This is a genomic window from Pseudomonas sp. NPDC089758 (assembly GCF_044748705.1).
Taxonomy (GTDB): domain Bacteria; phylum Pseudomonadota; class Gammaproteobacteria; order Pseudomonadales; family Pseudomonadaceae; genus Aquipseudomonas; species Aquipseudomonas putida_X.
Genome location: NZ_JBIVGN010000025.1, coordinates 44,612 through 70,714 on the forward strand (window position 1 = coordinate 44,612; position 26,103 = coordinate 70,714).

General features: G+C 62.4%; 30 protein-coding genes and 1 pseudogene. 17 read left to right on the plus strand and 14 right to left on the minus strand.

Annotation, left to right across the window (positions count from 1 at the left end; all coding sequences use genetic code 11):
* The first annotated feature begins 18 nt into the window (after positions 1–18).
* A complete protein-coding gene (locus tag ACIPZH_RS24485; RefSeq protein ID WP_349975605.1) occupies positions 19–669 on the plus strand; it encodes an HAD family hydrolase in 651 nt (216 codons plus the stop codon).
* A gap of 56 nt (positions 670–725) precedes the next feature.
* Here the strand turns inward: ACIPZH_RS24485 and ACIPZH_RS24490 are convergent, their stop codons facing one another.
* Positions 726–1,799 (minus strand): aminopeptidase, encoded by a 1,074-nt coding sequence (locus ACIPZH_RS24490; RefSeq protein ID WP_267824145.1) that lies wholly within the window; start codon positions 1,797–1,799, stop codon positions 726–728.
* An 84-nt stretch (positions 1,800–1,883) separates the two neighbouring features.
* On the opposite strand from ACIPZH_RS24490, the gene ACIPZH_RS24495 reads away from it, so the two are divergent.
* Together ACIPZH_RS24495 and ACIPZH_RS24500 are read left to right on the plus strand one after the other, a co-directional pair.
* Positions 1,884–2,297 (plus strand): hypothetical protein, encoded by a 414-nt coding sequence (locus ACIPZH_RS24495; protein WP_400638157.1) that lies wholly within the window; start codon positions 1,884–1,886, stop codon positions 2,295–2,297.
* 55 nt (positions 2,298–2,352) lie between these two features.
* Entirely contained in the window at positions 2,353–2,766 is a 414-nt protein-coding gene (locus ACIPZH_RS24500) for a hypothetical protein (protein ID WP_400624134.1), read from the plus strand.
* A gap of 39 nt (positions 2,767–2,805) precedes the next feature.
* Here ACIPZH_RS24500 and ACIPZH_RS24505 read toward each other — a convergent pair whose 3' ends face one another.
* Positions 2,806–3,036, minus strand: a complete 231-nt coding sequence (locus tag ACIPZH_RS24505) for a DUF1161 domain-containing protein (protein ID WP_400624131.1) — start codon at positions 3,034–3,036, stop codon at positions 2,806–2,808.
* A 73-nt stretch (positions 3,037–3,109) separates the two neighbouring features.
* Positions 3,110–3,535 carry an OsmC family protein gene (locus tag ACIPZH_RS24510; protein WP_241806687.1) on the minus strand — a complete coding sequence of 142 codons (426 nt, stop codon included), beginning with the start codon at positions 3,533–3,535 and terminating at the stop codon, positions 3,110–3,112.
* Between the two features lie 154 nt (positions 3,536–3,689).
* On the opposite strand from ACIPZH_RS24510, the gene ACIPZH_RS24515 reads away from it, so the two are divergent.
* Positions 3,690–4,694, plus strand: coding sequence for an LLM class flavin-dependent oxidoreductase (locus ACIPZH_RS24515; RefSeq protein ID WP_349975568.1), 1,005 nt, complete (start codon positions 3,690–3,692; stop codon positions 4,692–4,694).
* 97 nt (positions 4,695–4,791) lie between these two features.
* Here the strand turns inward: ACIPZH_RS24515 and ACIPZH_RS24520 are convergent, their stop codons facing one another.
* Positions 4,792–5,013: a DUF1161 domain-containing protein gene (locus ACIPZH_RS24520; protein ID WP_400638158.1), complete on the minus strand. Its 222-nt coding sequence runs from the start codon at positions 5,011–5,013 to the stop codon at positions 4,792–4,794.
* Positions 5,014–5,115: 102 nt separating this feature from the next.
* Entirely contained in the window at positions 5,116–5,331 is a 216-nt protein-coding gene (locus ACIPZH_RS24525; protein ID WP_241806684.1) for a dodecin, read from the minus strand.
* Between the two features lie 149 nt (positions 5,332–5,480).
* On the opposite strand from ACIPZH_RS24525, the gene ACIPZH_RS24530 reads away from it, so the two are divergent.
* Positions 5,481–5,804, plus strand: coding sequence for a YqjD family protein (locus tag ACIPZH_RS24530; RefSeq protein ID WP_012312055.1), 324 nt, complete (start codon positions 5,481–5,483; stop codon positions 5,802–5,804).
* Here the strand turns inward: ACIPZH_RS24530 and ACIPZH_RS24535 are convergent.
* A complete protein-coding gene (locus tag ACIPZH_RS24535) occupies positions 5,801–6,697 on the minus strand; it encodes a LysR family transcriptional regulator (RefSeq protein WP_241806683.1) in 897 nt (298 codons plus the stop codon). The two genes, ACIPZH_RS24530 and ACIPZH_RS24535, sit on opposite strands and share 4 nt — an antisense overlap.
* 110 nt (positions 6,698–6,807) lie before the next feature.
* On the opposite strand from ACIPZH_RS24535, the gene trpB reads away from it, so the two are divergent.
* Positions 6,808–8,025 (plus strand): tryptophan synthase subunit beta, encoded by a 1,218-nt coding sequence (gene trpB / locus ACIPZH_RS24540; protein WP_241806682.1) that lies wholly within the window; start codon positions 6,808–6,810, stop codon positions 8,023–8,025.
* Positions 8,022–8,831 (plus strand): tryptophan synthase subunit alpha, encoded by an 810-nt coding sequence (gene trpA / locus ACIPZH_RS24545; protein ID WP_241806681.1) that lies wholly within the window; start codon positions 8,022–8,024, stop codon positions 8,829–8,831. Before trpB ends, trpA begins: the two co-directional genes overlap by 4 nt.
* A gap of 48 nt (positions 8,832–8,879) precedes the next feature.
* Here the strand turns inward: trpA and ACIPZH_RS24550 are convergent, their stop codons facing one another.
* Entirely contained in the window at positions 8,880–9,212 is a 333-nt protein-coding gene (locus tag ACIPZH_RS24550) for a DOPA 4,5-dioxygenase family protein (RefSeq protein ID WP_241806680.1), read from the minus strand.
* A 53-nt stretch (positions 9,213–9,265) separates the two neighbouring features.
* On the opposite strand from ACIPZH_RS24550, the gene ACIPZH_RS24555 reads away from it, so the two are divergent.
* Positions 9,266–9,814 (plus strand): NAD(P)-dependent oxidoreductase, encoded by a 549-nt coding sequence (locus ACIPZH_RS24555; RefSeq protein ID WP_400638160.1) that lies wholly within the window; start codon positions 9,266–9,268, stop codon positions 9,812–9,814.
* Positions 9,815–9,907: 93 nt separating this feature from the next.
* On the opposite strand, the gene ACIPZH_RS24560 is transcribed toward ACIPZH_RS24555, so the two are convergent.
* The gene (locus ACIPZH_RS24560) at positions 9,908–10,807 is read right to left on the minus strand and encodes a choline sulfate utilization transcriptional regulator (RefSeq protein WP_241806678.1); all 900 of its coding nucleotides are present in this window, start codon (positions 10,805–10,807) and stop codon (positions 9,908–9,910) included.
* A 109-nt stretch (positions 10,808–10,916) separates the two neighbouring features.
* On the opposite strand from ACIPZH_RS24560, the gene betC reads away from it, so the two are divergent.
* From betC to ACIPZH_RS24575, 3 genes are all read left to right on the plus strand, one after another.
* Positions 10,917–12,434, plus strand: a complete 1,518-nt coding sequence (gene betC / locus ACIPZH_RS24565) for a choline-sulfatase (protein ID WP_400638161.1) — start codon at positions 10,917–10,919, stop codon at positions 12,432–12,434.
* A 14-nt stretch (positions 12,435–12,448) separates the two neighbouring features.
* Positions 12,449–13,372 carry a choline ABC transporter substrate-binding protein gene (gene choX / locus ACIPZH_RS24570; protein ID WP_400638163.1) on the plus strand — a complete coding sequence of 308 codons (924 nt, stop codon included), beginning with the start codon at positions 12,449–12,451 and terminating at the stop codon, positions 13,370–13,372.
* A 137-nt stretch (positions 13,373–13,509) separates the two neighbouring features.
* A complete protein-coding gene (locus ACIPZH_RS24575) occupies positions 13,510–15,075 on the plus strand; it encodes a SulP family inorganic anion transporter (protein WP_400638165.1) in 1,566 nt (521 codons plus the stop codon).
* 211 nt (positions 15,076–15,286) lie between these two features.
* Here the strand turns inward: ACIPZH_RS24575 and aroE are convergent, their stop codons facing one another.
* Both aroE and hemF read right to left on the minus strand, forming a co-directional pair.
* Complete coding sequence (gene aroE, locus ACIPZH_RS24580) at positions 15,287–16,111, minus strand: shikimate dehydrogenase (RefSeq protein WP_400638166.1); 825 nt, start codon at positions 16,109–16,111, stop codon at positions 15,287–15,289.
* A 25-nt stretch (positions 16,112–16,136) separates the two neighbouring features.
* Positions 16,137–17,048: an oxygen-dependent coproporphyrinogen oxidase gene (gene hemF / locus ACIPZH_RS24585; protein ID WP_267819934.1), complete on the minus strand. Its 912-nt coding sequence runs from the start codon at positions 17,046–17,048 to the stop codon at positions 16,137–16,139.
* A gap of 134 nt (positions 17,049–17,182) precedes the next feature.
* Between hemF and ACIPZH_RS24590 the strand changes: the two genes are divergently transcribed.
* Positions 17,183–18,160: an NADPH:quinone reductase gene (locus tag ACIPZH_RS24590; RefSeq protein WP_400638168.1), complete on the plus strand. Its 978-nt coding sequence runs from the start codon at positions 17,183–17,185 to the stop codon at positions 18,158–18,160.
* A gap of 193 nt (positions 18,161–18,353) precedes the next feature.
* On the opposite strand, the pseudogene ACIPZH_RS24595 reads toward ACIPZH_RS24590, so the two are convergent.
* The 3 genes and pseudogenes from ACIPZH_RS24595 to dprA all read right to left on the minus strand — a co-directional run.
* Positions 18,354–18,581, minus strand: a pseudogene (locus tag ACIPZH_RS24595) (type II toxin-antitoxin system Phd/YefM family antitoxin); the annotation flags it as partial.
* Between the two features lie 830 nt (positions 18,582–19,411).
* Complete coding sequence (locus tag ACIPZH_RS24600) at positions 19,412–19,969, minus strand: L-threonylcarbamoyladenylate synthase (RefSeq protein WP_241806671.1); 558 nt, start codon at positions 19,967–19,969, stop codon at positions 19,412–19,414.
* Positions 19,970–20,006: 37 nt separating this feature from the next.
* Positions 20,007–21,104 (minus strand): DNA-processing protein DprA, encoded by a 1,098-nt coding sequence (gene dprA / locus ACIPZH_RS24605; protein WP_400638170.1) that lies wholly within the window; start codon positions 21,102–21,104, stop codon positions 20,007–20,009.
* 206 nt (positions 21,105–21,310) lie between these two features.
* Here dprA and def point away from each other — a divergent pair, with 206 nt between their 5' ends.
* From def to ACIPZH_RS24630, 5 genes are read left to right on the plus strand one after another with little or no spacing between them, the layout of a single operon-like run.
* Entirely contained in the window at positions 21,311–21,817 is a 507-nt protein-coding gene (def, locus tag ACIPZH_RS24610; protein ID WP_241806669.1) for a peptide deformylase, read from the plus strand.
* Between the two features lie 60 nt (positions 21,818–21,877).
* Positions 21,878–22,810, plus strand: a complete 933-nt coding sequence (fmt, locus tag ACIPZH_RS24615) for a methionyl-tRNA formyltransferase (protein ID WP_400638172.1) — start codon at positions 21,878–21,880, stop codon at positions 22,808–22,810.
* The gene (rsmB, locus tag ACIPZH_RS24620; protein ID WP_400638174.1) at positions 22,807–24,117 is read left to right on the plus strand and encodes a 16S rRNA (cytosine(967)-C(5))-methyltransferase RsmB; all 1,311 of its coding nucleotides are present in this window, start codon (positions 22,807–22,809) and stop codon (positions 24,115–24,117) included. Before fmt ends, rsmB begins: the two co-directional genes overlap by 4 nt.
* A 24-nt stretch (positions 24,118–24,141) precedes the next feature.
* The gene (gene trkA / locus ACIPZH_RS24625) at positions 24,142–25,515 is read left to right on the plus strand and encodes a Trk system potassium transporter TrkA (protein ID WP_241806666.1); all 1,374 of its coding nucleotides are present in this window, start codon (positions 24,142–24,144) and stop codon (positions 25,513–25,515) included.
* A gap of 11 nt (positions 25,516–25,526) precedes the next feature.
* Positions 25,527–25,835 (plus strand): tetratricopeptide repeat protein, encoded by a 309-nt coding sequence (locus ACIPZH_RS24630; protein WP_241806665.1) that lies wholly within the window; start codon positions 25,527–25,529, stop codon positions 25,833–25,835.
* Between the two features lie 169 nt (positions 25,836–26,004).
* On the opposite strand, the gene ACIPZH_RS24635 is transcribed toward ACIPZH_RS24630, so the two are convergent.
* Positions 26,005–26,103, minus strand: a 99-nt coding sequence (locus tag ACIPZH_RS24635) for an IS3 family transposase (RefSeq protein WP_400638176.1), incomplete at its 5' end; no start/stop codon positions are given.

A 26,103-nucleotide genomic window follows, 5' to 3' on the forward strand; every position in this document is an offset into this window, starting at 1 on the left:
CTGACCACCGAGACCACCATGCACCAGCAGAATATCCTTTTCGACCTTGACGGCACCCTGACCGACCCGCGCCTGGGCATTACCCGTTCGATCCAGTACGCCCTGGCCAAACTGGGCATCGACGAGCCAGACCTGGCGCGGCTCGAGCACTTCATCGGCCCACCCCTGCTGCAGGCCTTCATGCAGTTCTACAGCTTCGATGAAGCCAAGGCGTGGGAGGCGGTGAATTTTTACCGGGAGCGCTTCCGGGTCACCGGCCTCTACGAAAACCTGGTCTTCGAAGGCGTGCCGGAACTGCTCCAGGACCTGAACCGTCAGGGCCGTACGCTGTACATCGCAACATCCAAGCCTTGGGAGTTCGCCCGTGAGATCGCCAGGCACTTTGCCTTCGATCATCACTTCAAGGTGATTTACGGCAGTGAACTGGACGGCACGCGCACCAACAAGGTCGAGCTGATTCGCCACCTGCTGGACGAGGAAGGACTGGACCCGGCGCAGACCCTGATGATCGGCGATCGCAAGCACGACCTGATCGGGGCGCGCAGCAATGGGTTGCAGGCAGTGGCAGTGGGGTACGGGTTCGGCAGCGACGAAGAATTGAAGGCCCACACGCCTGAGTTCCACTACGCCACCTTGGCTGAGATGCATCAGGCGTTCATCAAGGCCTGAGCGCGCGTGTAGCTAGCCGGCTTGCCGGCGATGGGCCGCATAGCGGCCCCCAGCGTTCACTGACCCGCCACCAATCGAGCCAACATCGCCTTGCGCTGTTCGCCCGGCAACCGTCCCAGCGCTTCTACCTTCTCGTAAAACCGGGCCCAATCCCCCCCAACCTCACGGAACACCGCCGCAAACGCCGGCACCCATTGATCATACAGCCCGAACGGCAACAGCTTGGCATTGCTCATCGGCCCATACATCCAGGCGTCATAGCGCTTGTCCCCAGCCCACTGGCTATCTCGCACCTGGCGATACTCCCGCCTCAAGCGCTCGAACTCTGCCTGCTTGGCCGCACGTTTGTGGGTGTCATCCAGCGGCCCGGCATAGATCGCCTGCAGCCGCTCGCGACTGGCGAGAATCAGCCGTATGAACTGGTCACGCTGCAGGCTCTGCTCACCCTGATTCGCTTCAAGCCCACGGGCGGCGCGCCATTGCCGCGATCCTTCGTGCTCGACGAACGTGGCGAAGGACTCGTTGAACGCCGTGTCGTCCTGCACATACACGCGCTGATGCGCCAGTTCGTGGAAGATCAACGCGGCCAGGCGCTCATCGCCCCAGCCGACCATCGACGACAGGATCGGGTCGTCGAACCAGCCAAGCGTCGAATAGGCTTCGACACCGGCCACATAGACATCCATGCCCGCCTGGCGCATCACCGCCGCCGCGCCGCGGGCTGCACCCTGTTGGTAATAACCGCGGTAGGCGACGCAACCGGCCACAGGGAAACAGTGCGTCACCGGCTGCAGCGAGAGCTCAGGCGTAGCGAACACATTCCACACCACATAGGGCCGCCCGAGGTCGGCATACACCCGGTAGCTACCGTTGTCCGGCAGGCCCAGTTGCTTGCTGGCGAACAGCCGCGCCTGCTCGGCGTGTTGCAGGCGGGCCCGCAACTGCGGGCTGCTGGCCGGGTCGGCGAGTACCTGCTCCACCGGCTGACGTGCACGCAACAGCTGCCATTGACCATCGGCCAACTGCCCGTAATAGGCAAGGCTGCTGCAACCACTCAGCAGAAAGGCGCCCAGCACTGGAACCAAAGTGCTGAAAACGCGGTCGAGTGGCCCAGGGCCTGAGCGCTTCAAAAGAAAAAACCAGACCATCTTGGACTATCCATTCGCTCACGGCCGATGCACTCCAAGACTATCTCGCCAAGGGGGAGTTTCGCCATGCGTGCACTGTTCGTCGCCGGCTCATTGTTGCTGACGTCTGCCTGTTCGACCCTGCCAGACCCGGACCCGAACCAAGCGTGGATCGACCTCACCCCACATGACGAGAGTTCGCTGCACGCGGTGCAGGTGGATGAGCGCGATTGGGCTGACACCCGCTATTTCGAGGTCCAGCCCGGTAGCCACGAGCTGACCGTGCGCTACCAGTTCCCGGTCACACCCAGCAATATCGGCCCCGTTGAGGCACCGTTGTGGCGCGACTGCCAGCTCAACTTGACCTTCAAGGACTTCAACGCCGGCCAGCGCTATAGCCTGCAGGCAGGCAGCATAGGCTTCCGGCCCTGGATCAAGCTCTATGACCACCAGCAAAAACTGGTCGGCCAAGGCCTGCCGGCGGGCTGCCAACGCACCTGAAGCCTGCAAACGGCGCTATGCTTGTAACTTGTGAATCGCAAGTGGGAGTTTCACCATGCGCCAGCCCATGATGCTGATGGCCCTCAGTGCATTGGGGGCATGCGCCAGCCCCTTGCCCCCCGTAGACCCTAAGCAAGCCTGGGTCGACCTCTACACCGTCACGCCCGGCCGAGTCATCATGGCGGATAAGCTCGATGGCAAGCGCCTTGAGGACGGCCGTTACTTCCAGGTCACACCTGGCAAGCACGAACTGGTGGTGCGCTTCGATTATGAAATTTACGGGGGCGGCATGATGAGCCAGCCCAGGGATCGGACGTGTTACCTGACCGTGCGCTTCGACGATTTCAAGGCAGGCGAACGTTACCGTCTGGAGGCGCGGGCACCGGTAATGGAACCGCAAGTGCTCTTGTATGACGCCAGCCGCACCGTGGTGGTCAACGAGCCCAGCAATGTGTTCTGCATTCCCTGAAACCCGGGGCTGCTGTCCAGCCCCGGTTTCCATCGGTGATCATCCGTTCTTCTGATAAATGATCTTTTTGGTCCCGCCATCACAGCTGCCGACGATCATGTTCTGATCCTTGACGTCAGCGTTGGGCACGATCTCCAGCGTGTACGACGGCACACCCTGAGCCTGGATCTTGGCTTCGATCTCGGCCTTCAGTTCCTCGCACGGCTTGACCGCCGCCGAGGCAGAAGTGGCTAGCAGACACGCCAACACGGCGATTACGACGCGTTTCATGGCACTGCTCCTGGTTAGGCAGCTGCGCTGCCGATGCTGTTTAGACTACAGCAAACCGAAGCGGTTGCGCCGCTTAGCCCACCAAGCTGGCGTCCAGGCTGATCTTCGCGTTCAACACCTTGGACACCGGGCAACCCGCTTTGGCCTTGTTGGCAATCTCAAGGAACTGGGCTTCGCTCGCACCAGGCACCTTGGCCTTGAGGACCAGGTGCACAGCAGTGATGGCAAAGCCGTCGGGCTGTTTGTCCAAGGTCACCTCGGCGATCGTATCGATACGGTCTGGGGTCAGGCCCGCCTCGCCAAGCATCATCGACAGCGCCATCGAGAAGCAGCCAGCATGAGCCGCGCCGATCAACTCCTCTGGGTTGGTGCCGGGCGAGCCCTCGAAGCGGGTGTTGAAACCATAAGGGTTCTGCTTCAGGGCGCCGCTTTCAGTCGAAATAACGCCTTTGCCATCCTTCAGGCCACCTTGCCAGATCGCCGATGCAGTCTTTTTCATGATGCCTCCTGGTCACTCGGTTACGTATCTATGGGTTCAGAGGCCACCCACCTTCGGCAAGTTCAGATCAATCGCACCGCAAGCATTGAATCTTCCGAATGTGCCCATACAGAGTTAGAAAGGCCTTCGGCCAATCACTTTTGCGGAGGCTCGAATGACGCAGCTGCGTGACCTGAAAATTTCCACCCTCGACCTGGTGCCTGTGCGGGCCGACGCGGGCCCTGCGCAAGCGTTGCGCAATTCGCTGGACCTGGCGCAGCACGTCGAGCGGTTCGGCTATAACCGTTTCTGGGTCGCTGAACACCACAACATGGACGGCATCGCCAGCTCCGCGACCTCCGTACTGATCGGCTACCTGGCGGGGGGTACTTCAACCATTCGTGTCGGCTCCGGTGGCGTCATGCTGCCCAACCATGCCCCCTTGGTCATCGCCGAACAGTTCGGCACGTTGGCCAGCCTTTATCCAGGGCGTATCGACCTTGGGCTGGGCCGTGCGCCGGGCTCCGACCAGATGACCGCACGCGCCCTACGTCGCGAGCGTTCGGGCAGCGCCGATGATTTCCCGGACGATGTCGAAGAATTGTCGCGCTACCTTGGCCCGCGCACAGATGATCAAAAAGTGATCGCCGTCCCTGGGCACGACACCGAGGTGCCGATGTGGCTGCTCGGCTCCAGCCTGTTCAGCGCACAGCTGGCCGGCATGCGCGGCATGCCCTACGCCTTCGCCTCGCACTTCGCGCCGCGCTACATGCATGAGGCGATCCGTATCTACCGCGACCATTTCAAGCCGTCTACCACGCTGGACAAGCCCTACGTCATGTTGGGCATTCCGATGGTGGTGGCCGAAACCGACGACAAGGCCGAATTCCTGGCCACCTCGGTGTACCAGCGTATTCTTGCCTTGATACGCGGCCAGAGCCTGATGCAGCGCAAGCCAGTGCCGAGCATGGATGGCTTGTGGTTACCGCACGAGCGGGATGCGGTGGGTAGCTTCCTGGGCTTGGCGATGATCGGCAGCCCGCAGAAAGTAAGGGCCAAGGTCGAGGTGCTGCTGGAGCAGACCGGGGCGGATGAGCTGATCTTTACCTGCGACCTGTACGAGCATGAGGACCGGATCAGGTCGTATGAATTGTTGGCGCAAGCCTTGAGGTCTGAGTAATCCCAAATCGCCGGCTAACCGGCGCCCACAGCACACGCCAAAGCCGCGAGGTGTTGGCAACGCTGTGGGGCCGGCTTGCTGGCGGCTAGGCCAGCGTTCAACCACGCCGGTAGACAATTTCCTTGGTGCTACCCTCACAGCTCCCTACCACCTTGCCCGCAGGGTCGCCCTTGCTGACGATCTCCAGTGTGTAACCTTCCACACCCTTGGCATCCAGCTTCGCGGCAATCTCGGCCTTGAGCTCCTCGCAAGGCTTGCCCGCCGCCAACGCGCTACCCGCCAGCGTCATCAGGCCCACCGCCAGAATCAGTTTCTTCATCACTCGCTTTCCTTGTGCAGATGAAAATGGCAAAGGGCGCCGGCAAAGGCGCCCTTGTCTGTATAACGCCATCACGCCGGCCTTAGCCAGCCCGCCACTGTTTCAACTATTGGCGATGCGGAAGCCCACTTTGAGCGTGACCTGAAAGTGCGCCACCTTGTTGCCTTCGATGTGGCCGCGGGTGTCGATCACTTCGAACCATTCCAGATGCTTGATGCTCTTGGCCGCTTCGGCCAACGCATTGTTGATTGCGTCTTCGATGCTGGTGGTCGATGAACCTACCAGCTCGATCTTCTTGTAGGTGTGATGATCGGTCATGAGCGCTCTCCGTGGGTGACAGTGAATTGAGCCTAGCAGCGCAGGCCTGGTTTACCTGCGAGCCGTCAGCCTTGGCGAAAGTTCGATCGCACTTTCGCTGCGGGGCGCAGTCGCAATCCATACAGTCCATACTGCAAAGGAGAGTCACCATGCACCGCAATTCGCTGCGTAAAACATCCCTGGAAAGCATGGAAGCGGAGATCGAAAGCCTCCTGAAGAGTCTGGAGAGCCTCAAACATGATGCCTCGGAGGAGTCACAGAAGTCCGTGAAGGCAATCCGCAGCAACGCCGAAAGCGCATTGAAGCACTCGCGCAGCCTGCTTAGCGATGCTTACGAGGAAGTGAAGACCCGCACCCGCCAGACCGGTATCGCCACCCGTGACTACGCTCAGGAGCACCCGGTGACCACTGCTGGTGTAGCCATCGGCGCGCTCGGCCTGCTCGCGGCCTACCTGCTGTACCGCCGCAACTAACCTGCCTGCCGCTCCAGTTCACGGCGCAGCCACTGCGCCAGTTGCTCGGCGCGCCCGTCTGCGGCGCGCCGCGGCACCCACAGCGCCAGTGCCGCTGCTGTAGGGGAAAAGCCCCACGGTGCACTGAGCCGCCCTGCACGCAAGTCATCCGCCACTAACGGCTGCGGTGCGATAGCCACGCCAAGCCCTGCCACAGCCGCTTCCAGCAGGTAATACAAGTGCTCGAAGGCCTGCCCATACTGCAACGCAGCCCGATCCAACCCCTGTTGTTCGGCCCAGGTCGGCCACGCCTGCGGGCGTGAGGTGGTATGCAACAAGGCTTCGTCCAGCAGCGCTACAGCGGGTGCACTGCGCAACCGCTCGAAACCGGTAAAGAGTGGGCTCAGCACCGGCCCGATACGCTCCTCGGCCAAGACATGTACCTGCATATCCACAGGCCAAGGGGGTTCGGCATACACCAGCAACGCATCGAGCCCCGGCCGGCGTGGGTCAAGGTCGCCTTCGCCCGCTGATAAGTGCAGGCGCAACTCTGGCAGGTCCGCCTTCAGGCGCCCAAGCCGGGGAATGAACCATCGCGCCAGCAGGCTTCCCGAGCACCCCAGCACGAACGGTGCCTCGCTGACATCCCGGCTGAGTTCGCCGCATACGCTGCGCAGCCTGTCGAACGCTTCGCCACTGGCATCACGTAGCCTGACCCCGGCATCTGTGAGTTTGATGCCGCGGCCATCCTTGACGAACAAGGCCACGCCCAAGTGCTCCTCCAGCACCTTGATCTGCCGGCTCACAGCACCATGAGTGACATGCAGTGCCTCGGCAGCCTGGCTGACGCTATTGAGTCTGGCGGTGCATTCGAAGGCCCGCAGGGCGTTGAGGGGAGGGAGGTCGTGGGCCATTTGACGTGTGAGTTTTCCTGACAGGTTTACGCAATCTTATCGGTTTTCAGCCGGGCTTGCCGTGGTTAAAGTAAAGCCCATCACTCATTCATTACGCCCTGGAGCGCCCCATGACCCAGTCCCAATACCGCCCCGGCCCCGACGCCAACGGCCTGTTCGGCTCGTTCGGTGGCCGCTACGTGGCCGAAACCCTGATGCCGCTGGTGCTGGATCTGGCCCGCGAGTATGAAGCCGCCAAGGCCGACCCGAAGTTCCTCGAAGAACTGGCCTACTTCCAGCGCGACTACATCGGCCGCCCCAACCCGCTGTATTTCGCCGAGCGCCTGACCGAGCATTGCGGCGGCGCAAAGATTTTCTTCAAACGTGAAGAGCTCAACCACACCGGCGCGCACAAGGTAAACAACTGCATCGGCCAAGTGCTGCTGGCCAAGCGCATGGGCAAAAAACGCCTGATCGCTGAAACCGGCGCCGGCATGCACGGCGTGGCCACTGCCACCGTCGCTGCACGCTTCGGGCTGCCCTGCGTAATCTACATGGGCGCCACCGACATCGAGCGCCAGCAGGCCAACGTGTTCCGCATGAAGCTGCTGGGCGCCGAGATCGTCCCGGTTACAGCGGGCACTGGCACACTCAAAGACGCCATGAACGAAGCCCTGCGCGACTGGGTCACCAACGTCGACGACACCTTCTACCTGATCGGTACCGTGGCCGGCCCACACCCGTACCCGGCAATGGTCCGCGATTTCCAGTCGATCATCGGCAAAGAGACCCGCGCCCAGTTGCAAGAGAAGGAAGGCCGCCTGCCCGACAGCCTGATTGCCTGTGTTGGCGGTGGCTCCAACGCCATGGGCCTGTTCCACGAGTTCCTCGAAGAACAGAGCGTCAAGATCATTGGCGTGGAAGCCGGCGGCCATGGCGTGGATACCGACAAGCATGCGGCCAGCCTCAACGGCGGCGTACCCGGCGTGCTGCACGGCAACCGTACCTACCTGCTGCAGGACGATGACGGCCAGATCACTGACGCGCACTCGATCTCGGCCGGCCTCGACTACCCGGGCATAGGCCCGGAACATGCCTACCTGCATGAAGTGAAGCGTGTGGAGTACGTCAGCATCACTGACGATGAGGCCCTCGACGCGTTCCACGCTACCTGCCGCCTGGAAGGCATCATCCCGGCCCTGGAAAGCTCGCACGCGCTGGCCGAAGCGATCAAGCGCGCGCCGAGCCTGCCCAAGGATCACCTGATGGTCATCTGCCTGTCAGGCCGTGGCGACAAAGACATGCAAACCGTGATGAACCACATGGCCGCCCAGGAGAAACAGGCATGAGCCGTCTTGAACAACGCTTTGCCGAGCTGAAAGCCGAAGGCCGCTCTGCACTGGTCACCTTCGTCACCGCCGGCGACCCTGGCTACGATGCCTCGCTGCAGATCCTCAAGGGCCTGCCGGCGGCCGGCGCCGACGTGATCGAACTGGGCATGCCGTTCACCGACCCGATGGCCGATGGCGTAGCCATTCAGCTGGCCACGCTGCGTGCGCTGGAAGCAGGCCAGAACCTGGCCAAGACCCTGAACATGGTGCGTGAATTCCGCGTCGACAACCAGGCCACACCGATCGTGCTGATGGGGTACTACAACCCGATCCACCGCTTTGGTGTAGAGCAGTTCGTTGCACAAGCCAAAGAAGCAGGTGTCGATGGCCTGATCATCGTCGACCTGCCGCCGGAGCACGATGCCGAGCTCGCGACCCCGGCCCAGGCCGCTGGCATCGACTTCATTCGCCTGACCACCCCGACCACCGACGATGCGCGCCTGCCACGGGTGCTGGAGCGCAGCTCCGGGTTCGTCTATTACGTGTCGGTGGCCGGTGTGACCGGCGCCGGCTCGGCAACCACCGAGCACGTCACCGAAGCCATCGCCCGTCTGCGTCGGCACACTGACCTGCCGATCAGCGTTGGCTTCGGCATTCGTACGCCAGAGCAGGCCGCAGCGATCGCGCGCCTGGCTGATGGTGTGGTGGTAGGGTCGGCGCTGGTCGACAAGATCGCCCAGGCCAAAGATGCCGATCAGGCTGTTGCCGATGTGCTGAGCCTGTGCTCTGCGCTGGCTGAAGGTGTGCGCGGCGCCCGACACTGATCCCAGTGGCTTCTTCGCGGGTCTGTCCGCGAAGAAGCCGACACATCGCTAACCGCCAAAAACCGATAACTTCAAAGGTCGCAAAGCCCCCATCCAGATCGCATGATCACGGTGATCTGCCAGCTCATCCCCGGTCAGCGGATGCAGAAACACCACCAACCCCTTGCGATACAGCGCCAACCACGGCAACACCACCCCCAACACCTGCGGCTCGAACGCCAGCTGGCAGCTCCAGTCCGGGTGCGGCCCTACCGGCTTCTCGTGCATGCGCCCCATGGTCACGGGAAACAGCCGCGCCGCCTCCTCGCACAGCGCACGAGCCTGCTCGATAGTCGATGCGTCGTAATAAACGTGGGCGTGATAGCCCTTGATCCTCTGCACGATGTCTCCTGATTGCGGTCAAACCATCACCCACCTGCGACGGGAGCGATGCAGTGAAAAATGCCGAAACCCCAGTGTTCAAGCTGGTGCTGTTCGGGGCTGAAAGCCGTTTGGGCAGTGCCCTGATGGTCGAGTTGCTGTCACGTCAGCATGAAGTCACTGCCGTGGTCGATGACCTCAACCGCCATGCTCCGCGCCCGGGCCTGCATTTCAAGATAGGCGGGCTGGGTGATGCCGACCAGGCGGAGCAGGGCGCAGCGGGGGGCTCGGCGGTGGTTGCCCTGCTGTCGGCGCTAGTATCCGGTGACCTTGCCGCGCAAGGGCGGATGAGCGAAGCGTTGGTCGCCGGCCTTTCTCGCACGACTATACGCCGGGTGCTGCTGGTGGGCGATTTCGATGTGCTGGACGCGCCGGGCGAGTACACCGAAGAAGAACGTGAGTGTGTGGACCAGGTTGTAGATGCACTGCAACGCAGCCCTTTGCACTGGACGTTGATCAATGCGCCACAGCCACTCATGGACCTGGAGCGAATGGCGGCGGGGATGGCCGACATGCTCGAGCTGGACCTGCATCGGGGCGAGCATCTGAACTTCGTGACGTAAGCCGCCAGGGGCCTACAGGTACGCACTAGCTCAAGCCACGCCACGGGCCTGTAGGCGCTGGCTTGCCGCCGATGGGCTGCCCAGCAACCCCATTCACCGAGTCCGCTCACTTTCCAGCCAATCCACAAACCGCTCGATCAGCGCCCCACGCCGCTTGCGCGGCGGCAGCACCACGTAATACCCCCGCGCCGAACGCAAGCTACCCTCCAGCGGCCGGCACAACAACCCTTGCTCGACCAGCCCATCGACCAGATGCCGCCAGCCGATAGCCACGCCTTGTCCGGCAATTGCCGCCTGGACCAACAGCGTGTAGTTATCGAACCGTAACTGCCCTGGAGGCGGCGGGCTTTGAACGCCAAAGCCACGAAATACACCCGCCCAGTCGAACCAGCGGCTGGCCTGCTCGCCACGCAGATGAAGCAGTGGCAATCGTTGCAAAGCCACAGCTGACAAGGGTTTGCCATGAGTCAGCCGAGGGCTGCAGACCGGGAATACTTCTTCATCGAACAGCCATCGGCTTTCGCCCTGGTGGAACCGGCCATCACCAAACAACACCGCCACATCGATGTCCGGCCGTAACATCCCCTGGCTGCGCTCACCGGTCACCAAGCTCACGTCCACCTGTGGATAAGCTTCGTGGAACCGCTGCAATCGAGGCATCAGCCAGAACGCTGCGAAGGCGAAGTCAGTGGCCACCTGCAACACTTCGCGCTGGTCCCGTCCGCTGGCTTGGGCAACGCCGTCATCCATGGCCTGCAGGGCTTGATGCACCTGCTCGAACAATACCTGCCCGGCGTCAGTCAGCGCGATGCCGCGGTAGATACGGTCAAACAGGCGCGTGCCCAGCTGAGCCTCCAGTCGTTTGACCTGCTGGCTTACCGCCGGTTGGGTAGTGCCCAGCTCCAAAGCCGCCGCCGTGAAACCACGCAAGCGGGCAGCGGCCTCGAATACGCGCAGCGCGTCGAGTGACAGGTCGGCGAGGTGGTCAAACATAAGCGCAGCTAATCCCAGTCATTGCCCGCCATGGGCTTTACCCATGTTATCCACAGTCGCATCTTGATAGGCAAGCAGTTCGCATAACCTTCAACGATGGAATCGAACCATGACGCGACCGAATATCCTGTTCATCATGGCCGACCAGATGGCCGCCCCCATCTTGCCGATATATGGCCCCTCACCGATCCAGATGCCCCACCTGAGCCGGCTCGCCGATCAGGCGGTGGTGTTCGATTCGGCCTACTGCAACAGCCCGCTCTGCGCCCCCTCGCGCTTCACCCTGGTAAGTGGCCAACTGCCCAGCCGCATTGGCGCCTATGACAACGCCGCCGACTTCCCAGCCGATATCCCGACCTACGCCCACTACCTGCGCCGGCTTGGCTACCGCACCGCACTGTCGGGCAAGATGCATTTCTGCGGCCCGGACCAGTTGCACGGCTACGAAGAGCGCTTGACCAGCGACATCTACCCTGCCGACTATGGCTGGGCAGTGAACTGGGACGCGCCGGACGAGCGGCCAAGCTGGTATCACAACATGTCTTCGGTATTGCAGGCCGGCCCCTGCGTGCGTACCAACCAGCTGGATTTCGATGAAGAGGTGGTGTTCAAGGCCCGTCAGTACCTTTACGACCATGTGCGCGAGAACGATGGTCGGCCGTTCTGCCTGACCGTGTCCATGACTCACCCCCACGACCCGTACACCATCCCCAAGCGCTACTGGGATCGCTACGAGGGTGTGGATATCCCCATGCCACGCGCCGAGTTTGGCCAAAACGAGCTCGATCCCCACTCACAGCGCCTGCTCAAGGTCTATGACCTGTGGAACAAACCCCTGCCTGTGGAAAAAATCCGCGATGCACGTCGCGCCTACTTCGGCGCCTGCAGCTACATCGACGACAACATCGGCCAGCTTCTGCAGACACTGGAGGAGTGCAACCTGGCGGACGATACCTTGGTCGTTTTCTCTGGCGATCACGGCGACATGCTCGGCGAGCGCGGGCTCTGGTACAAGATGCACTGGTTCGAGATGTCGGCGCGGGTGCCGCTGCTGGTCCACGCACCCAAGCGCTTCGCCCCCGCCCGGGTCAGTGCCTCGGTATCGACCTGCGACCTGCTGCCGACGCTGGTCGAGCTTGCCGGCGGTACTGTGGATAAAAGCCTGCATCTGGATGGGCAATCACTGCTCGGCCACTTGCAAGGGCAGGGTGGCCACGACCAGGTGATCGGCGAATACATGGCCGAGGGTACCGTCGGCCCCCTGATGATGATCCGCCGCGGCCCGTACAAGTTCGTGTACAGCGAAGACGACCCGTGTTTACTCTATGACCTGAGCCGCGACCCGCACGAGCGGGAGAACCTCTCCGGCAGCCCGGACCATCAGGCGCTGCTGCAGGCATTTGTCGATGAAGCACACCAGCGCTGGGATATCCCCAGCCTGCGCCAGCAAGTGCTGGCCAGCCAGCGGCGGCGCCGCCTGGTGGCCGAAGCGCTGGCAATCGGCAAACTGAAAAGCTGGGACCACCAACCACGGGTGGACGCCAGCCAACAGTACATGCGCAACCACATCGATCTCGACGACCTCGAGCGCAAGGCACGTTATCCACAGCCCGCACCCCTGGATTGAGAAGAGAAGCCGCCATGCAGAAGTTTTCCACCATCGTGTTCGCCCTGGCCCTGAGCCTGGGCACCGCTACGGCTCACGCCGAAGATGCCCAATGCAGCACCGTGAGGTTGGCCGACCCCGGCTGGAGCGACATCGCCTCCACCAATGCCATCGCCCGCTTGCTTCTGCAAAGCCTGGGTTACCAGGTGAAGATCGACAACTTGGCGGTGCCGATCATCTACGGCGGCCTCAAGGACGGTAAGGTCGATGCTTTTCTGGGCAATTGGATGCCGGCCCAGCAGGGCTTTCATGACAAGTTCATCGCCAATGGCGACGTGCAGCAGCTGTCGCGCAACCTCGAAGGCACCGAGTTCACCCTGGCAGTGCTCGATTACGTGTGGAATGCCGGTGTGAAAAGCTTCGCCGACCTGCAAAAGCATGCCGATAAGTTCGACAAGAAGCTGTACGGAATCGGCTCGGGCGCGCCAGCCAACCTGTCGCTGAAGGAGATCATCGACAAGAATGAATTCAACCTCGGCCAATGGAAGCTGGTTGAATCGAGTGAACAAGCGATGCTGGCGCAGGTGGACCGCGCCGTTAAGAAAAACCAGTACATCACTTTCCTGGGCTGGACCCCGCACCCGATGAACGTAAAACTGAAGATGCATTACCTGACGGGCGGGGAAAAGTGGTTTGGCAGCAAGGGAGAGGTCTACACCCTGACCCGCAAAGGTTATCCACAGGCCTGCCCCAACCCTGCAAAATTGTTGGGTAACCTGAAATTCACCCTGGACATGGAAAACAGCATCATGGCTGAGGTTGTGGATAAGAAGATGAGTTTCGATGAGGCGGCCAAGGCGTGGGTCAAGGCGCATCCGCAATGGCTGGAAGGCTGGTTGGCGGGCGTCACGACCAAAGACGGCGGCGATGCCAAAGAGGCTGTAAAAGCTGAGTTGTAGAGGCTGGACCGACCTCATCGCCGGCGCGCCGGCTCAGCTAGAGCCGTAGGCTCGCCCTCTGTGATCCCCCTGCGGGGGCCGGCTTGCCGGCGATGAGGCCAGCCAAACCAACACAAGATCCGAATACGAGAGGGATGATGATTCAGTTGACCCACCTGCTGCCCTTCTTGACCTGGCTGCCCCGTCAATCGGGCCGTAGCCTGCGCGAGGACCTGCTGGTCGGACTCAGCGGCGCCATCCTTGCCCTGCCGCAATCCATCGCCTATGCCCTGATCGCCGGCTTGCCTGCCGAATATGGTCTTTATGCGGCCATCGTGCCAGTGCTGGTCGCCTGCCTGTGGGGTTCGTCCTGGTACCTGATTTGCGGACCGACCGCCGCCATCTCCATTGTCCTTTACGCCAGCATCAGCCCCTTGGCAGTGGCCGGTAGCGCCGATTACGTGACCCTCGTGCTGCTGCTGACCTTCCTCGCTGGCATCTTCCAACTGCTGCTCGGGCTGCTACGCTTCGGCGCAGTGGTCAACTTCGTCTCCCATTCGGTGGTGCTTGGCTTCACTCTGGGCGCCGCCATCGTCATTGCCCTCGGCCAATTGCCCAACCTGCTGGGGATGGATTTGCCGAGCCAGGCCACGGCATTGAAAACGGTACAAGACCTGGCAAGCCATGCTGGCGAGGTCGACTTGCCCTCCCTGATCCTGGGCTTGATTACCGTGCTTGTCGGTGCGGCCTTCAAACTCTGGCGGCCACGCTGGCCGAGCCTGTTGATAAGCCTGATCGTGATCAGCCTGGTGGCCTGGTCGCTGCCCGGTTTCTTTGGCCATGTACCGCGCGTGCCAGCATTCTCCGGCCAGCTCCCCCCACTCAGCCCACTGCCGTTAGTGGATGTGGAGCTGATGCTGCGCCTGCTGCCCAGTGCCGTGGCGGTGGGCATGCTGGGCCTGGTGACCAGCCTGTCGATCGCCCGTTCGCTGTCGGCACGCTCCGAGCAGCTGATCGACGCCGACCAGGAAATCCGCGCCCAAGGCATGTCGAACATCGTCGGGTCATTCTTTTCCGGCTACCTGTCTTCTGGATCCTTCACCCGCTCTGGGCTCAGCTACGACGCTGGCGCCCGTTCCCCCATGGCCGGGGTGTTCTCGGCGCTGTGGGTAGCGCTGTTCGCCGTCACGGGTGCAGGGTTGATCGCACACCTGCCGATACCGGCCATGGCCGGTAGTATCCTGCTGATCTGCTGGGGCCTGGTGGACCACCGCGCAATACGCGCGCTGTTCCGGGTCAGCCGCTCCGAGTTCCTGGTCATGGCCCTGACCGCTGCCGCAACCTTGCTGTTGGAGTTGCAGACAGCGATTTACGCCGGTGTGCTGGCTTCGCTGTTCTTCTACCTCAAACGCACTTCACGGCCTCGGATTCAGCAGAGCCGCGAAGGTCAGGCCGATGTACTGCGAGTAGGCGGATCGATCTTCTTCGGTGCAGCGCACTACCTACAGGTGCGCCTGCAGCGTTGCCAGGGGCCGCATGTGGTGATCGATGCACGGCAGGTGAATTTCATCGATTACTCGGGTGTGGATATGTTGCACCGCGAGGCGCGGCGGTTGCGCCGGGCGGGCGGGAGTTTGACCTTGCTGCGCGCCAGGCCGCAGGTGGTCGAGGAATTGCAGAAGCTGGAAGGGGTGGAGCTTTGCCCAATTCAATTTGCGCAGTGATCATTGGGGGCTGCTTTGCAGCCCATCGCCGGCAAGCCGGCTCACAGGGGTATCACAAGGCCTGAACAATTTACGCAGTGATCATTGGGGCTGCTTTGCAGCCCATCGCCGGCAAGCCGGCTCCCACAGGGGTATCACAAGGCCTGAGGTCGGCGCTGTAGGTGTAGGAGCTGGCTTGCCGGCGATGGGCCGCAGAGCGGCCCCAGCAATCTCAGGCCCGCGCCAGCTGCCGTCGCAACTCAGCCAACACCGGCGCGGTGTCCGGCCGCACCCCACGCCAGATGAAGAACGCCTCAGCCGCCTGCTCAGCCAGCATGCCCAGCCCATCCAGGACCTTTGCTGCACCCAGCTTGCTGGCCCACTGGCAGAACGGCGTGGGCTCCTTGCCATACATCATGTCGTAGCACACGGTACGCCCGGCCTCGACCAGGCTGTCGGCAATCGGCGGCAGCTCGCCGGACAGGCTCGCCGACGTGGCGTTGATGATCACGTCCACCGGCTCCTGCAGCCAGGCGAAACCGCTGGCCATCACCGGCCCCATCTCATCGAACTCGCGTGCCAGCTGCTCGGCCTTTTCCAGTGTGCGGTTGGCAATTACCAAGGATTGAGGCTCATGCGCCAGGATCGGCTCCAGCACGCCACGCACCGCGCCCCCGGCGCCAAGGATCAGAATACGTTTGCCAGCCAGTTCAACCCCGGCGTTCACGGTGAGGTCACGCACCAGGCCGGCGCCATCAGTGTTATCGCCCCGCAGCGAGCCATCGGCCAGCCTGCTCAAGGTGTTCACCGCGCCGGCCCGTTGGGCACGCGGGGTGAGGCTGTCACACAGGCGATAGGCCTCTTCCTTGAATGGCACGGTCACGTTGGCGCCGCTGCCTTGCTTGAAGAAGCCGCGGGCGCAGTCGCTGAATTCGTCCAGCGGCGCAAGCAGCGTGCTGTATTCCAGGTCCTGTCCGGTCTGTTCGGCGAACAGCCGGTGAATCAACGGCGACTTGCTGTGGCCGATGGGGTTACCAAACACGACGTACTGGTCCATGGGGGCTCCTCGGTTATCCACAGGCTTACTGGCCGAGCCAGTCGCGGTCCTGCAAGTAGTACTCGGTCAGGCGGGCTTCTTCGCTGCCGGGCGCTGCCTTCCAATCGTAACCCCAGCGCACTTGCGGTGGCAGCGACATCAGGATCGACTCGGTGCGGCCGCCGGACTGCAGCCCGAACAGGGTGCCCCGGTCGTAGACCAGGTTGAACTCCACGTAGCGGCCGCGGCGGAACTCCTGGAATTCGCGCTGCTCGGCGGTGTAAGGCGTGGCCTTGCGACGCTGGACGATCGGCAGGTAGGCGTCGACGAAAGCATCGCCGATGGCGCGAATGAACGCGAAGCAGGTATCGAAATCCCACTCGTTCAAATCATCGAAGAACAGCCCGCCAATGCCTCGTGGCTCGCCACGGTGCTTGATGTGGAAATAGCGGTCGCACCAGGCTTTGTAGCGGGGGTATACGTCTGCGCCGAAGGGCGCACAGGCCTGCTCGGCCACGCGGTGCCAGTGAATGCAGTCTTCTTCGTTGCCGTAGTACGGGGTCAGGTCGAAGCCACCGCCGAACCACCACACCGCCTCTTCGCCTTCTTTCTCGGCAATGAAGAAGCGCACGTTGGCGTGGGACGTCGGCACGTGCGGGTTGTGCGGGTGGATCACCAGCGATACGCCCAAAGCCTCGAAACCTCGGCCCGCCAGCTCGGGCCGGTGTGCACTGGCCGAAGGTGGCAGGCCAGAGCCGAACACATGGGAGAAGTTGACCCCGCCTTTTTCGATCACCTTGCCGTCGCCAATCACTCGCGTACGGCCCCCGCCACCGGCTTCGCGCACCCAGGCATCCTCGACGAAGCGGGCGCCGCCGTCCTCGGTTTCGAGGGCAGAGCAGATGCGGTCTTGCAGGTCGAGCAGGTAGGCTTTCACGGCCTCGGTGCGGCTAGTCATCGGGTCACCAGAAACGGGCAGGGAAGAATTCGCCGCGTAGCATACCACCGCAAACCTGAGCGCCGCAGTTGACGGCGATCAAGCAAAGGCGTCCGATAGAAGGCCTTTTCCGATCCCGACAACAGGAGTGCGAGATGGCCAAGCGTATCCAGTTCAGCCAGCATGGCGGCCCCGAAGTGCTGCAACTTGTAGAGTTCGATCCGGCACCGCCGGGGCCGCAGCAAGTGCGCGTACGTAACCACGCGATCGGCTTGAACTTCATCGACACCTATTTCCGCAACGGGTTGTATGCGCCGCCTGCGCTGCCGTCGGGCCTGGGCACAGAGGGCGCCGGCGTGGTCGATGCAGTGGGCGAGGGCGTCACCCGCCTGAAAGTGGGTGACCGCGTGGCCTATGGCGGCGGCCCGCTGGGTGCCTACAGCGAGGTGCACACACTGCCGGAAGCCAACCTGGTCAAGCTGCCCGAAAACATCAGCTTCGAGCAGGCGGCAGCGGTAATGCTCAAGGGCCTGACCGTGCAGTACCTGCTCAAGCAGACCTACGCCGTGCAGCCCGGCGATGTGATCCTGTTCCACGCTGCCGCCGGTGGCGTGGGCTCGCTGGCCTGCCAATGGGCCAAGGCGCTGGGAGCCAAGCTCATCGGCACCGTGAGTTCTGCCGAGAAGGCCGAACGGGCCAAGGCGCTGGGCGCTTGGGAAACCATCGATTACAGCCACGAAGACGTGGCCAAGCGGGTGCTGGAGCTGACCGATGGCAAGAAGTGCCCGGTGGTGTATGACGGCGTGGGTGCCGACACCTGGCTTACCTCGCTGGACTGCCTGCAACCGCGCGGCTTGATGGTGAGCTTTGGCAATGCATCGGGGGCTGTGAGCGGGGTGAACCTTGGGATCCTGTCGCAGAAAGGATCGCTGTACGTCACTCGCCCGACCTTGGCGACCTATGCCAATAATGCCGAGAACACCCAGGCCATGGCCGATGACCTGTTTGCGATGATTGGCAGTGGCAAACTGGTTGTGGATATCCAGCAAAGGTATCCGCTGAGTGAGGCGGCCAAGGCGCAAGCTGAGCTGTCGGCGCGCAGGACTGTTGGGTCTACTGTTTTGTTGCCTTGAGAAGGACAGGGGATTGCACCAGGGCGACCAGGTGCTTGCCTAGAGGTGTTCAGTACCTGTGAGATCGAGCGCCGCCCGCGTGACGCTCGACCTCATAGGCACTGAACACCCTCAGGCACCTGTCAGCGCTCACACCTTCTTCTGAGGCTGCGGACTCGACTGGTTGCCATCTACAACCAAACGCATGGGTAGCAGCTCTACCCGACCGCAGCTGATCAATGGATGCGCGCAAGCGCTTGGCATTGGCTGATGAGCCCAACAGGTACATGGTCTCCTGCATACCGTTGTTATCCTCAAGTGGAATCATAACCACCGGCTCGCCGCGCTGGCGCGTAACGATCGCAGGTTCGTGATCACGACATACATCATCCATCGTCTGCTTCAGATCGGCGCGAGCCTGGCTAAAAGTCAGTACATGCACTTCGTCAGACCCTTCCCAGGCAGGGCTGGATCAGGTTTTTTTCGGCCCAGGCAACGCTGCTGAACAGGCAATAGGCTTGATGGCTCCTGCTAATGGATCTGGCAGAGACCTGCTCAAAAAAAGTAAAAGCCTAGGCACACACCTCAATATCCCATGGTCGGGAGACTTGAGAATGCAAAGCATAAATTGGATGTCTTCTGATGGGCAGGTGATTGCTTTCGACAGAAACCGTAGGAAATAGTACTTGCCCTGGTTTTTGTGGTGTTACCTAGATCGAGCGTCCTCGGCGGAAATGTTTAGGTTGACGCTGAAGAGCGGGTCATGGCCGGCGTCGCAGTGGCCAAAGGGGCGGGTGGTGGTGCAGGGTAGGGGTGGATCGGGGACTATTTTCTTCATCACTGGAAATGCTCTTCAAGGTCGCCAACCATCACTACCACGTGAATGGGTGGCGACTGTACGCGAGGTGGTAGACCCGGGCATTTTCCAATCCAGGCAGGCTCGAAAGCCTCCCACGCACAGCCGCCATGGACTGTCATGGAAAAAATGCATACGGGCTACCACACCCGATCGCCAAGTTATTTGGCGACGGGTAGAGCCTAGAGACACTGGTTCCTACTGAACAGGTGATGGCAGGGGACGCGGCTCGAAGGATATTTCCCAATCCTCAAACCGGACAACCATTCAAGACAAAATCAGAAAAATCTGCAGGGGTTTGCGGCCCAATCGCCGGCAAGCCAGCTTCCCCACCGACCGCACCGGCTTCAAGCCCTGTGCAGAACCTGTAGGCGCTGGCGTGCCGGCGATCGAGGGCGAAGCCCTCGCCAGCGGCATTAGCCCGGGCGCACAACCTCGCCGGTTGCCAGATTGCGAATCACACTCGGGTTCTTCCGCCCCCCCAGCGCCCCGCCAAGCACCAGATCCAACTGGCCGTGGAAGTACTGCTCCACCCGCAACCGCGTCTTCGCCGCCGGGCGCCCGCCGGGGTTGCACGAGGTGGAAATCAGCGGCCCTACCAGTGAACACAGATCACGCACCACTGGGTGATCGCTGACGCGCAGCGCCACGGTGTCATGCTGCCCGGTCACCCACTCGGGCAACAGGTCCTGGTGCGGCACCAGCCAGGTGTTGGGCCCAGGCCAGGTGCTGCCCATGCGGTCGATCCAGTCTTCCGGGAAGTCCTCGAACAAAAAGTCGAACTGCCGGATGTTGTCGGCGACCAGGATCAGCCCTTTATCCACAGGCCGCGACTTGAGCGCCAGCAAGCGATACACCGCGTCCTCGTTCCATGGGTCGCAGCCCAGGCCCCAGACCGCTTCTGTCGGGTAGGCGATCACCGCACCGGCCCGAATCTCACGCGCGGCTTGTTGCACACGCCAACTGCTCACCATTTGTGTCTCTCCGCATTTAAGCCATGCCGCAGTTTACTTAGCCAGCGCGGGCAAACCAACGCCCGGCTTCATTGGTCACCCGGCCATCGAGCTCCAGCTCGGTCAATTGCGCCAGTACTTGCGCCAAAGGCAGCTCAGTACAAGCCGCGAGTGCTTCGCTGGTCTGCGGCGCAGCATGCAGCAAGGCGAGTAGGGGATGCGACGGTTTATCCACAACGGCTGGCGGCAGGTTCTTCCAGCCCTGCAAGCTTTCCAGGATCTGACCCACGCTTTCAACCAGCAGTGCGCCGTCGCGAATCAACTGGTGGCAGCCCTTGGCGCCGGGGTGGTGGATCGAGCCGGGAACGGCATAAACCTCACGGCCTTGCTCGGCAGCCAGACGTGCGGTGATCAACGAACCGCTGGCCAGGCTCGCCTCTACCACCAGCACGCCGAGCGACAGGCCACTGATGATGCGATTGCGCCGCGGGAAGTTGCCTGGCAGCGGCCCGGCATCGAGCGGGTACTCGGAAACCAGCGCGCTACCGCTGTCGATCATCGCGTTGGCCAGGTCGCGGTGGCGCTGTGGATAAAGTTTTTGCAGCCCGGTGCCCAGCACACCGATCGTGGCGCCCCCGGCCTGCAACGCGGCCCGATGAGCGGCACCGTCGATCCCCAAAGCAAGCCCACTGGTTATGGTGAACCCGGCCTGCGAGAGGCAACGGGAAAATGCCTTGGCGGTGTCGAGCGCCGGGGGTGAAGCACGCCTGCTGCCCACTATCGCCAGCTGTGGCCGTTCGAGCAAAGCCGGGTCGCCTGCGACGAAAAGCAGCGGCGGGGCATCATCGATTTCACCCAGCAGCGCGGGGTAACCAGGGCTGTCCCACATCAGCAAATGCTGGCCCGGATGCTCTATCCAGGCCATTGCAGCCAATGCCCCGTCGCGTACTTCGGCACTGCGCCGGGCGTCGATGGTGGCCTGGGCGACCCCCAGGGCACGCCAGGCGCCAGCCGGTGCACTGAGTGCAGAAGAAGCGCTGCCAAAGGCTTGCAACAAGGCGTGAAAACGACGCAATCCCGCCTCGGGGAGGCGGTGTAGACGTAGCCGCGCTTCCAGTTCGGCAGGCGGGCAAAGCGACGAATGGTGGAACGGCATGGAGATCATCCTTGATCGAAACAGGGCCATTTACGTGGCACAACCTGTGGATAAGTTTGTGGGTAACACTTTGAAAAGCTGTCTATTAAATGGACGCTATCAAGCCCATAGACACCCTAGACGAGCTTGCCAGGTGCCGAAATCTTCGATTCCCTTTATTATGTGTGCTCAGTTTTCAACCGAACGCACAGTGATTGCCTGACCCTATGGCCATTTTGAACATTCTCGAATTCCCAGACCCGCGCCTGCGCACCATCGCCAAACCGGTGACGGAGTTCGACGACGCCCTGCGCCAGCTGATCGACGACATGTTTGAAACCATGTACGAAGCGCCTGGCATCGGCCTGGCTGCCACACAGGTCAACGTCCACAAACAGGTTGTGGTCATGGACCTGAGCGAAGACCGCAGCGAGCCACGGGTTTTCATCAACCCGTCGGTCGAAGAGCTGACCCACGACATGGGCCAGTACCAGGAAGGCTGCCTGTCGGTGCCGGGCTTCTACGAAAACGTCGACCGCCCGCTGCGTGTGCGCGTCAAGGCGCAGGACCGTGACGGCAAGCCGTTCGAGCTTGAAGCCGAAGGCCTGCTGGCAGTCTGCGTGCAGCACGAGTTCGATCACCTTAACGGCAAGCTCTTCGTCGACTACCTGTCCCAGCTCAAGCGCGACCGGATCAAGAAGAAGTTGGAAAAGCAGCACCGCCAGCAAGCCTGATCCCCACCTTCCAGAAGGCTTGCTCCGGCAAGCCTTTTTCTTTTTTGAAGCGAGAACTCCATGCGCATCGTCTTTGCAGGCACTCCAGAGTTTGCCGCCGAACACCTCAAGGCCCTGCTCGACAGCCCCTACGAGATCGTGGCCGTCTACACCCAGCCCGACCGCCCGGCCGGCCGCGGCCAAAAGCTGATGCCAAGCGCGGTCAAAGCGTTGGCGGTGGCGCATGGCATCCCTGTGTTCCAGCCGCCAACCCTGCGCAATGAGGATGCCCAGGCAGAACTCGCGGCGCTCAAGCCGGATTTGATGGTAGTGGTCGCCTATGGCTTGATCCTGCCCCAGGTGGTGCTGGATATCCCGCGCTTGGGCTGCATCAACAGCCATGCTTCCCTGCTGCCACGCTGGCGCGGCGCGGCGCCGATCCAGCGCGCCGTGGAAGCGGGCGACGCCGAGAGCGGCGTTACCGTGATGCGCATGGAAGCAGGCCTGGACACTGGCCCGATGCTGCTCAAGGTGGTCACGCCAATCAGTGCAGAAGACACCGGTGGCAGCCTGCACGATCGCCTCGCCACAATGGGGCCCCCAGCCGTCGTGCAAGCCATTGCCGGCCTGGCTGATGGCAGCCTGCACGGCGAGGTGCAGGACGACGCCCTGGCCACGTACGCGCACAAGCTGAACAAAGACGAGGCGCGCATAGACTGGAACCGCCCGGCCGTGGAGCTCGAGCGCCTGATCCGCGCCTTCAACCCCTGGCCGGTGTGCCACAGCACCCTGGATGGCGAAAGCGTGAAAGTGCTGGCCGCCAGATTGTCCACAGGGGAAGGCACCCCTGGCGAGATCCTGTCCGCCAGCAAAGACGGCCTCGTGGTCGCCTGCGGTGACCAGGCCTTGAGCCTTACCCGCCTGCAATTGCCTGGCGGCAAGGCCCTGGCCTTCAGCGACCTGTTCAACAGCCGCCGCGAGAAGTTCACCGCCGGCAAGGTGCTTGGCCAATGAACCCACGCCTCGCCGCCGCCCGTGCCTTGGCCGCAGTGCTCAGTGGCAAGGCCTCGCTGAACAGCTCGCTGCCTGCGCAACTGGACAAGGTCGAGGAACGCGACCGCGGCCTGACCCAGGACCTGGCGTTCGGTACCGCCCGCTGGCAGCCGCGCCTTGACCTGCTCGCCGCGCAACTGCTGCAGAAGCCATTCAAGACAGCTGATGCCGATGTGCAGGCACTGCTGCTGGTAGGCCTGTACCAGTTGTTCTACACGCGCATCCCGGCCCACGCCGCCATTGGCGAGACGGTCGGTTGTGCCGACAAACTGAAAAAACCGTGGGCCAAGGGCCTGCTCAACGCCGTGCTGCGCCGCGCCCAACGTGAAGGCGAGGCGCTGCTCGCTGGCATGGAACGCGACCCGGTCGTACGCACCGCCCACCCACGCTGGCTGCAGAAGGCGCTCAAGGCGTTCTGGCCCGAACAGTGGGAAGCCATTTGCGCGGCCAACAACGCTCACCCGCCCATGATCCTGCGGGTCAACCGCCGCTACCACAGCCGCGATGACTACCTGGCCCTGCTGAGCGAAGCCGGCGTTGGCGCCAGCGCCTGTCGCTTTAGCCGTGACGGCATTGTGCTGACTGAAGCCTGCGATGTGCGCAGCCTGCCGGGCTTTGCCGACGGCTGGGTGAGCGTGCAGGACGAGGCCGCGCAGCTGTCGGCCGACCTGCTTGAACTGGCCCCCGGCCAGCGCGTGCTCGATGCCTGCTGCGCCCCGGGTGGCAAGACGTGCCACTTGCTTGAGGCAGAAGCGGGCCTGGCTCATCTGGTGGCCATCGACCTGGAAGCCAAGCGCCTGACGCGGGTGCGCGAGAACCTCGACCGCCTGCAGCTGGACGCCGAGCTGATCGCCTGCGACGCCCGTGACACCACCAGTTGGTGGGACGGCAAGCCGTTCCAGCGCATCCTGCTCGATGCGCCCTGCTCAGCTACCGGGGTCATTCGCCGCCACCCGGACATCAAGCTGACCCGTCAGGCTGATGACATTCCGGCGCTGGCCGCGCTGCAGGGGGAGTTGCTCGATGCCCTGTGGCCGACTCTGGAGGTGGGGGGCATGCTGCTGTACGCCACCTGCTCCAGCCTGCCGACCGAGAACACCGAAGTGATCGAGGCCTTCCTTGCCCGCACTCCGGGCGCCCGTGAGCTGGACCTGGCCACCGAAGCGGGTATCCGCCAGCCCCATGGCCGCCAGCTGCTGGCCCAGGAAGGCGGCCATGACGGCTTCTACTATGCCAAGCTGATCAAGATCGCCGCCTCGCGCGGTTAAGAAAAAAGGGTTAGGGAGTAGCGGATGAAGATCATCATCCTTGGCGCAGGCCAGGTAGGCGGTACGCTGGCAGAGCATCTGGCCAGCGAAGCCAACGACATAACTGTGGTCGATACCGACGGCGACCGCCTGCGTGACCTGGGCGACCGCCTGGATATCCGTACCGTGCAAGGCCGCGGCTCGCTCCCGACGGTCCTGCGCCAGGCCGGCGCCGATGACGCAGACATGCTGGTTGCGGTGACCAACAGCGATGAAACCAACATGGTCGCCTGCCAGGTCGCCTATTCGCTGTTCCACACGCCCACCAAGATCGCTCGCGTGCGTGAATCGGCCTACCTGACCCGCGAAGAACTGTTCGACAACGACCATATCCCGGTGGACGTGCTGATCAGCCCCGAGCAGGTCGTGACCAACTACATCAAGCGGCTGATAGAACATCCAGGTTCGCTGCAGGTGATCGACTTTGCCGAGGGCAAGGCGCAGCTGGTAGCGGTCAAGGCCTATTACGGCGGCCCATTGGTGGGCCAGCAACTGCGCCAGATCCGCGCGCATATGCCTAACGTCGATACCCGTGTGGCAGCGATCTTCCGCCGTGACCGGCCGATCACCCCACGGGGCGACACGGTGATCGAGGCCGATGACGAGGTGTTCTTCATCGCCGCGAAGAAAGACATCCGCGCCGTGATGGGCGAGCTACGCCGCATCGACGAGACCAACAAACGTGTGGTCATCGCCGGGGGCGGGCAGATCGGTGAGCGCTTGGCCGAGGCCATCGAAAGCCGCTATCAGGTGAAGATCATCGAGATGAGCGCAGCCCGTTGCCGGCACCTCTCCGACACCCTGGAAAGCACCGTGGTGCTGCAGGGCAGCGCCTCGGACAAGGACCTGATGCTCGAAGAGAACATTGCCGATGCCGACATCTTCCTGGCCCTGACCAACGATGACGAGGCGAACATCATGTCGTCACTGCTGGCCAAGCGCCTGGGCGCGGGCAAGGTGATGACGATAATCAACAACCCGGCGTATGTAGACCTCGTACAAGGCGGCGAAATCGATATCGCCATCAGCCCCCAGCTGGCTACCATCGGTACCTTGCTGGCGCACGTGCGCCGTGGCGATATCGTCAGTGTGCACTCCCTGCGCCGAGGTGCGGCCGAGGCTATCGAGGCGGTGGCACATGGCGATTCGAAGTCGAGCAAGGTGATCGGCAAGGCTATCGAAGACATCACCCTGCCGCCGGGCACCACGATCGGCGCGATCATCCGCGACGAGCAAGTGCTGATCGCCCACGACGATACAGTGATCGAGTCGGGTGACCACGTGATCCTGTTCGTTGTGGATAAAAAGCACATTCGCGACGTGGAGAAGCTTTTCCATGTCGGCTTGAGTTTCTTCTAGAGGAGGCGGGCATGCGCGAATCGCTGGAGAAGATGCTGGCCAAGGGTGTGGATAACCCGCTGCTGCGGTTTGGCCTGGGCAAGGCCTGGCTGGACGAGGGCAATGGCGCCGAAGCGGCGGTGCATCTGGCCCGTTGCGTGGAACAGGACCCAAAGTATTCGGCAGCGTGGAAGCTGCTGGGCAAGGCGTACCAATTGCAGGGTGACCTGACGGCGGCGCGCAAGGCCTGGGAGGACGGGGTGGTGGCGGCGCAGGCCCATGGGGACAAGCAGGCCGAGAAGGAAATGGCGGTGTTTCTCAAGAAGCTGAACAAGGTCTGAAGTGCCGGGGCTGCTGTGCAGCCCATCGCCGGCAAGCCGGCTCCCACCGGGTTTGCGCTGGGCTTGAGAGCAGCGCAGTACCTGTGGGAGACCAGGGTATCTGTGGAAGCAGCAAGGTACCTTTGGAAGCAGCGGTTTTTTTGGACTGCCCCCCAAAAGTTGGACAGTTTTAAGCTGCAGCCCGAGTCCTGTACTCCACAGGGCTCAGGCCATTGAGCCTGAGCTTGATGCGATCATGGTTGTAGTAGTGAATGTACTCATCCAGACC

Excerpts from the sequence above, each read along its gene's own strand:
- ACIPZH_RS24485 (WP_349975605.1), top strand. The coding sequence starts at position 19 with ATGCACCAGCAGAATATCCTTTTCGACCTTGACGGCACCCTGACCGAC.
- ACIPZH_RS24495 (WP_400638157.1), top strand. The coding sequence starts at position 1,884 with ATGCGTGCACTGTTCGTCGCCGGCTCATTGTTGCTGACGTCTGCCTGT.
- ACIPZH_RS24500 (WP_400624134.1), top strand. The coding sequence starts at position 2,353 with ATGCGCCAGCCCATGATGCTGATGGCCCTCAGTGCATTGGGGGCATGC.
- ACIPZH_RS24505 (WP_400624131.1), bottom strand. The coding sequence starts at position 3,036 with ATGAAACGCGTCGTAATCGCCGTGTTGGCGTGTCTGCTAGCCACTTCT.
- ACIPZH_RS24510 (WP_241806687.1), bottom strand. The coding sequence starts at position 3,535 with ATGAAAAAGACTGCATCGGCGATCTGGCAAGGTGGCCTGAAGGATGGC.
- ACIPZH_RS24515 (WP_349975568.1), top strand. The coding sequence starts at position 3,690 with ATGACGCAGCTGCGTGACCTGAAAATTTCCACCCTCGACCTGGTGCCT.
- ACIPZH_RS24520 (WP_400638158.1), bottom strand. The coding sequence starts at position 5,013 with ATGAAGAAACTGATTCTGGCGGTGGGCCTGATGACGCTGGCGGGTAGC.
- ACIPZH_RS24525 (WP_241806684.1), bottom strand. The coding sequence starts at position 5,331 with ATGACCGATCATCACACCTACAAGAAGATCGAGCTGGTAGGTTCATCG.
- ACIPZH_RS24530 (WP_012312055.1), top strand. The coding sequence starts at position 5,481 with ATGCACCGCAATTCGCTGCGTAAAACATCCCTGGAAAGCATGGAAGCG.
- ACIPZH_RS24535 (WP_241806683.1), bottom strand. The coding sequence starts at position 6,697 with ATGGCCCACGACCTCCCTCCCCTCAACGCCCTGCGGGCCTTCGAATGC.
- trpB (WP_241806682.1), top strand. The coding sequence starts at position 6,808 with ATGACCCAGTCCCAATACCGCCCCGGCCCCGACGCCAACGGCCTGTTC.
- trpA (WP_241806681.1), top strand. The coding sequence starts at position 8,022 with ATGAGCCGTCTTGAACAACGCTTTGCCGAGCTGAAAGCCGAAGGCCGC.
- ACIPZH_RS24560 (WP_241806678.1), bottom strand. The coding sequence starts at position 10,807 with ATGTTTGACCACCTCGCCGACCTGTCACTCGACGCGCTGCGCGTATTC.
- betC (WP_400638161.1), top strand. The coding sequence starts at position 10,917 with ATGACGCGACCGAATATCCTGTTCATCATGGCCGACCAGATGGCCGCC.
- choX (WP_400638163.1), top strand. The coding sequence starts at position 12,449 with ATGCAGAAGTTTTCCACCATCGTGTTCGCCCTGGCCCTGAGCCTGGGC.
- ACIPZH_RS24575 (WP_400638165.1), top strand. The coding sequence starts at position 13,510 with ATGATTCAGTTGACCCACCTGCTGCCCTTCTTGACCTGGCTGCCCCGT.
- aroE (WP_400638166.1), bottom strand. The coding sequence starts at position 16,111 with ATGGACCAGTACGTCGTGTTTGGTAACCCCATCGGCCACAGCAAGTCG.
- hemF (WP_267819934.1), bottom strand. The coding sequence starts at position 17,048 with ATGACTAGCCGCACCGAGGCCGTGAAAGCCTACCTGCTCGACCTGCAA.
- ACIPZH_RS24590 (WP_400638168.1), top strand. The coding sequence starts at position 17,183 with ATGGCCAAGCGTATCCAGTTCAGCCAGCATGGCGGCCCCGAAGTGCTG.
- ACIPZH_RS24600 (WP_241806671.1), bottom strand. The coding sequence starts at position 19,969 with ATGGTGAGCAGTTGGCGTGTGCAACAAGCCGCGCGTGAGATTCGGGCC.
- dprA (WP_400638170.1), bottom strand. The coding sequence starts at position 21,104 with ATGCCGTTCCACCATTCGTCGCTTTGCCCGCCTGCCGAACTGGAAGCG.
- def (WP_241806669.1), top strand. The coding sequence starts at position 21,311 with ATGGCCATTTTGAACATTCTCGAATTCCCAGACCCGCGCCTGCGCACC.
- fmt (WP_400638172.1), top strand. The coding sequence starts at position 21,878 with ATGCGCATCGTCTTTGCAGGCACTCCAGAGTTTGCCGCCGAACACCTC.
- rsmB (WP_400638174.1), top strand. The coding sequence starts at position 22,807 with ATGAACCCACGCCTCGCCGCCGCCCGTGCCTTGGCCGCAGTGCTCAGT.
- trkA (WP_241806666.1), top strand. The coding sequence starts at position 24,142 with ATGAAGATCATCATCCTTGGCGCAGGCCAGGTAGGCGGTACGCTGGCA.
- ACIPZH_RS24630 (WP_241806665.1), top strand. The coding sequence starts at position 25,527 with ATGCGCGAATCGCTGGAGAAGATGCTGGCCAAGGGTGTGGATAACCCG.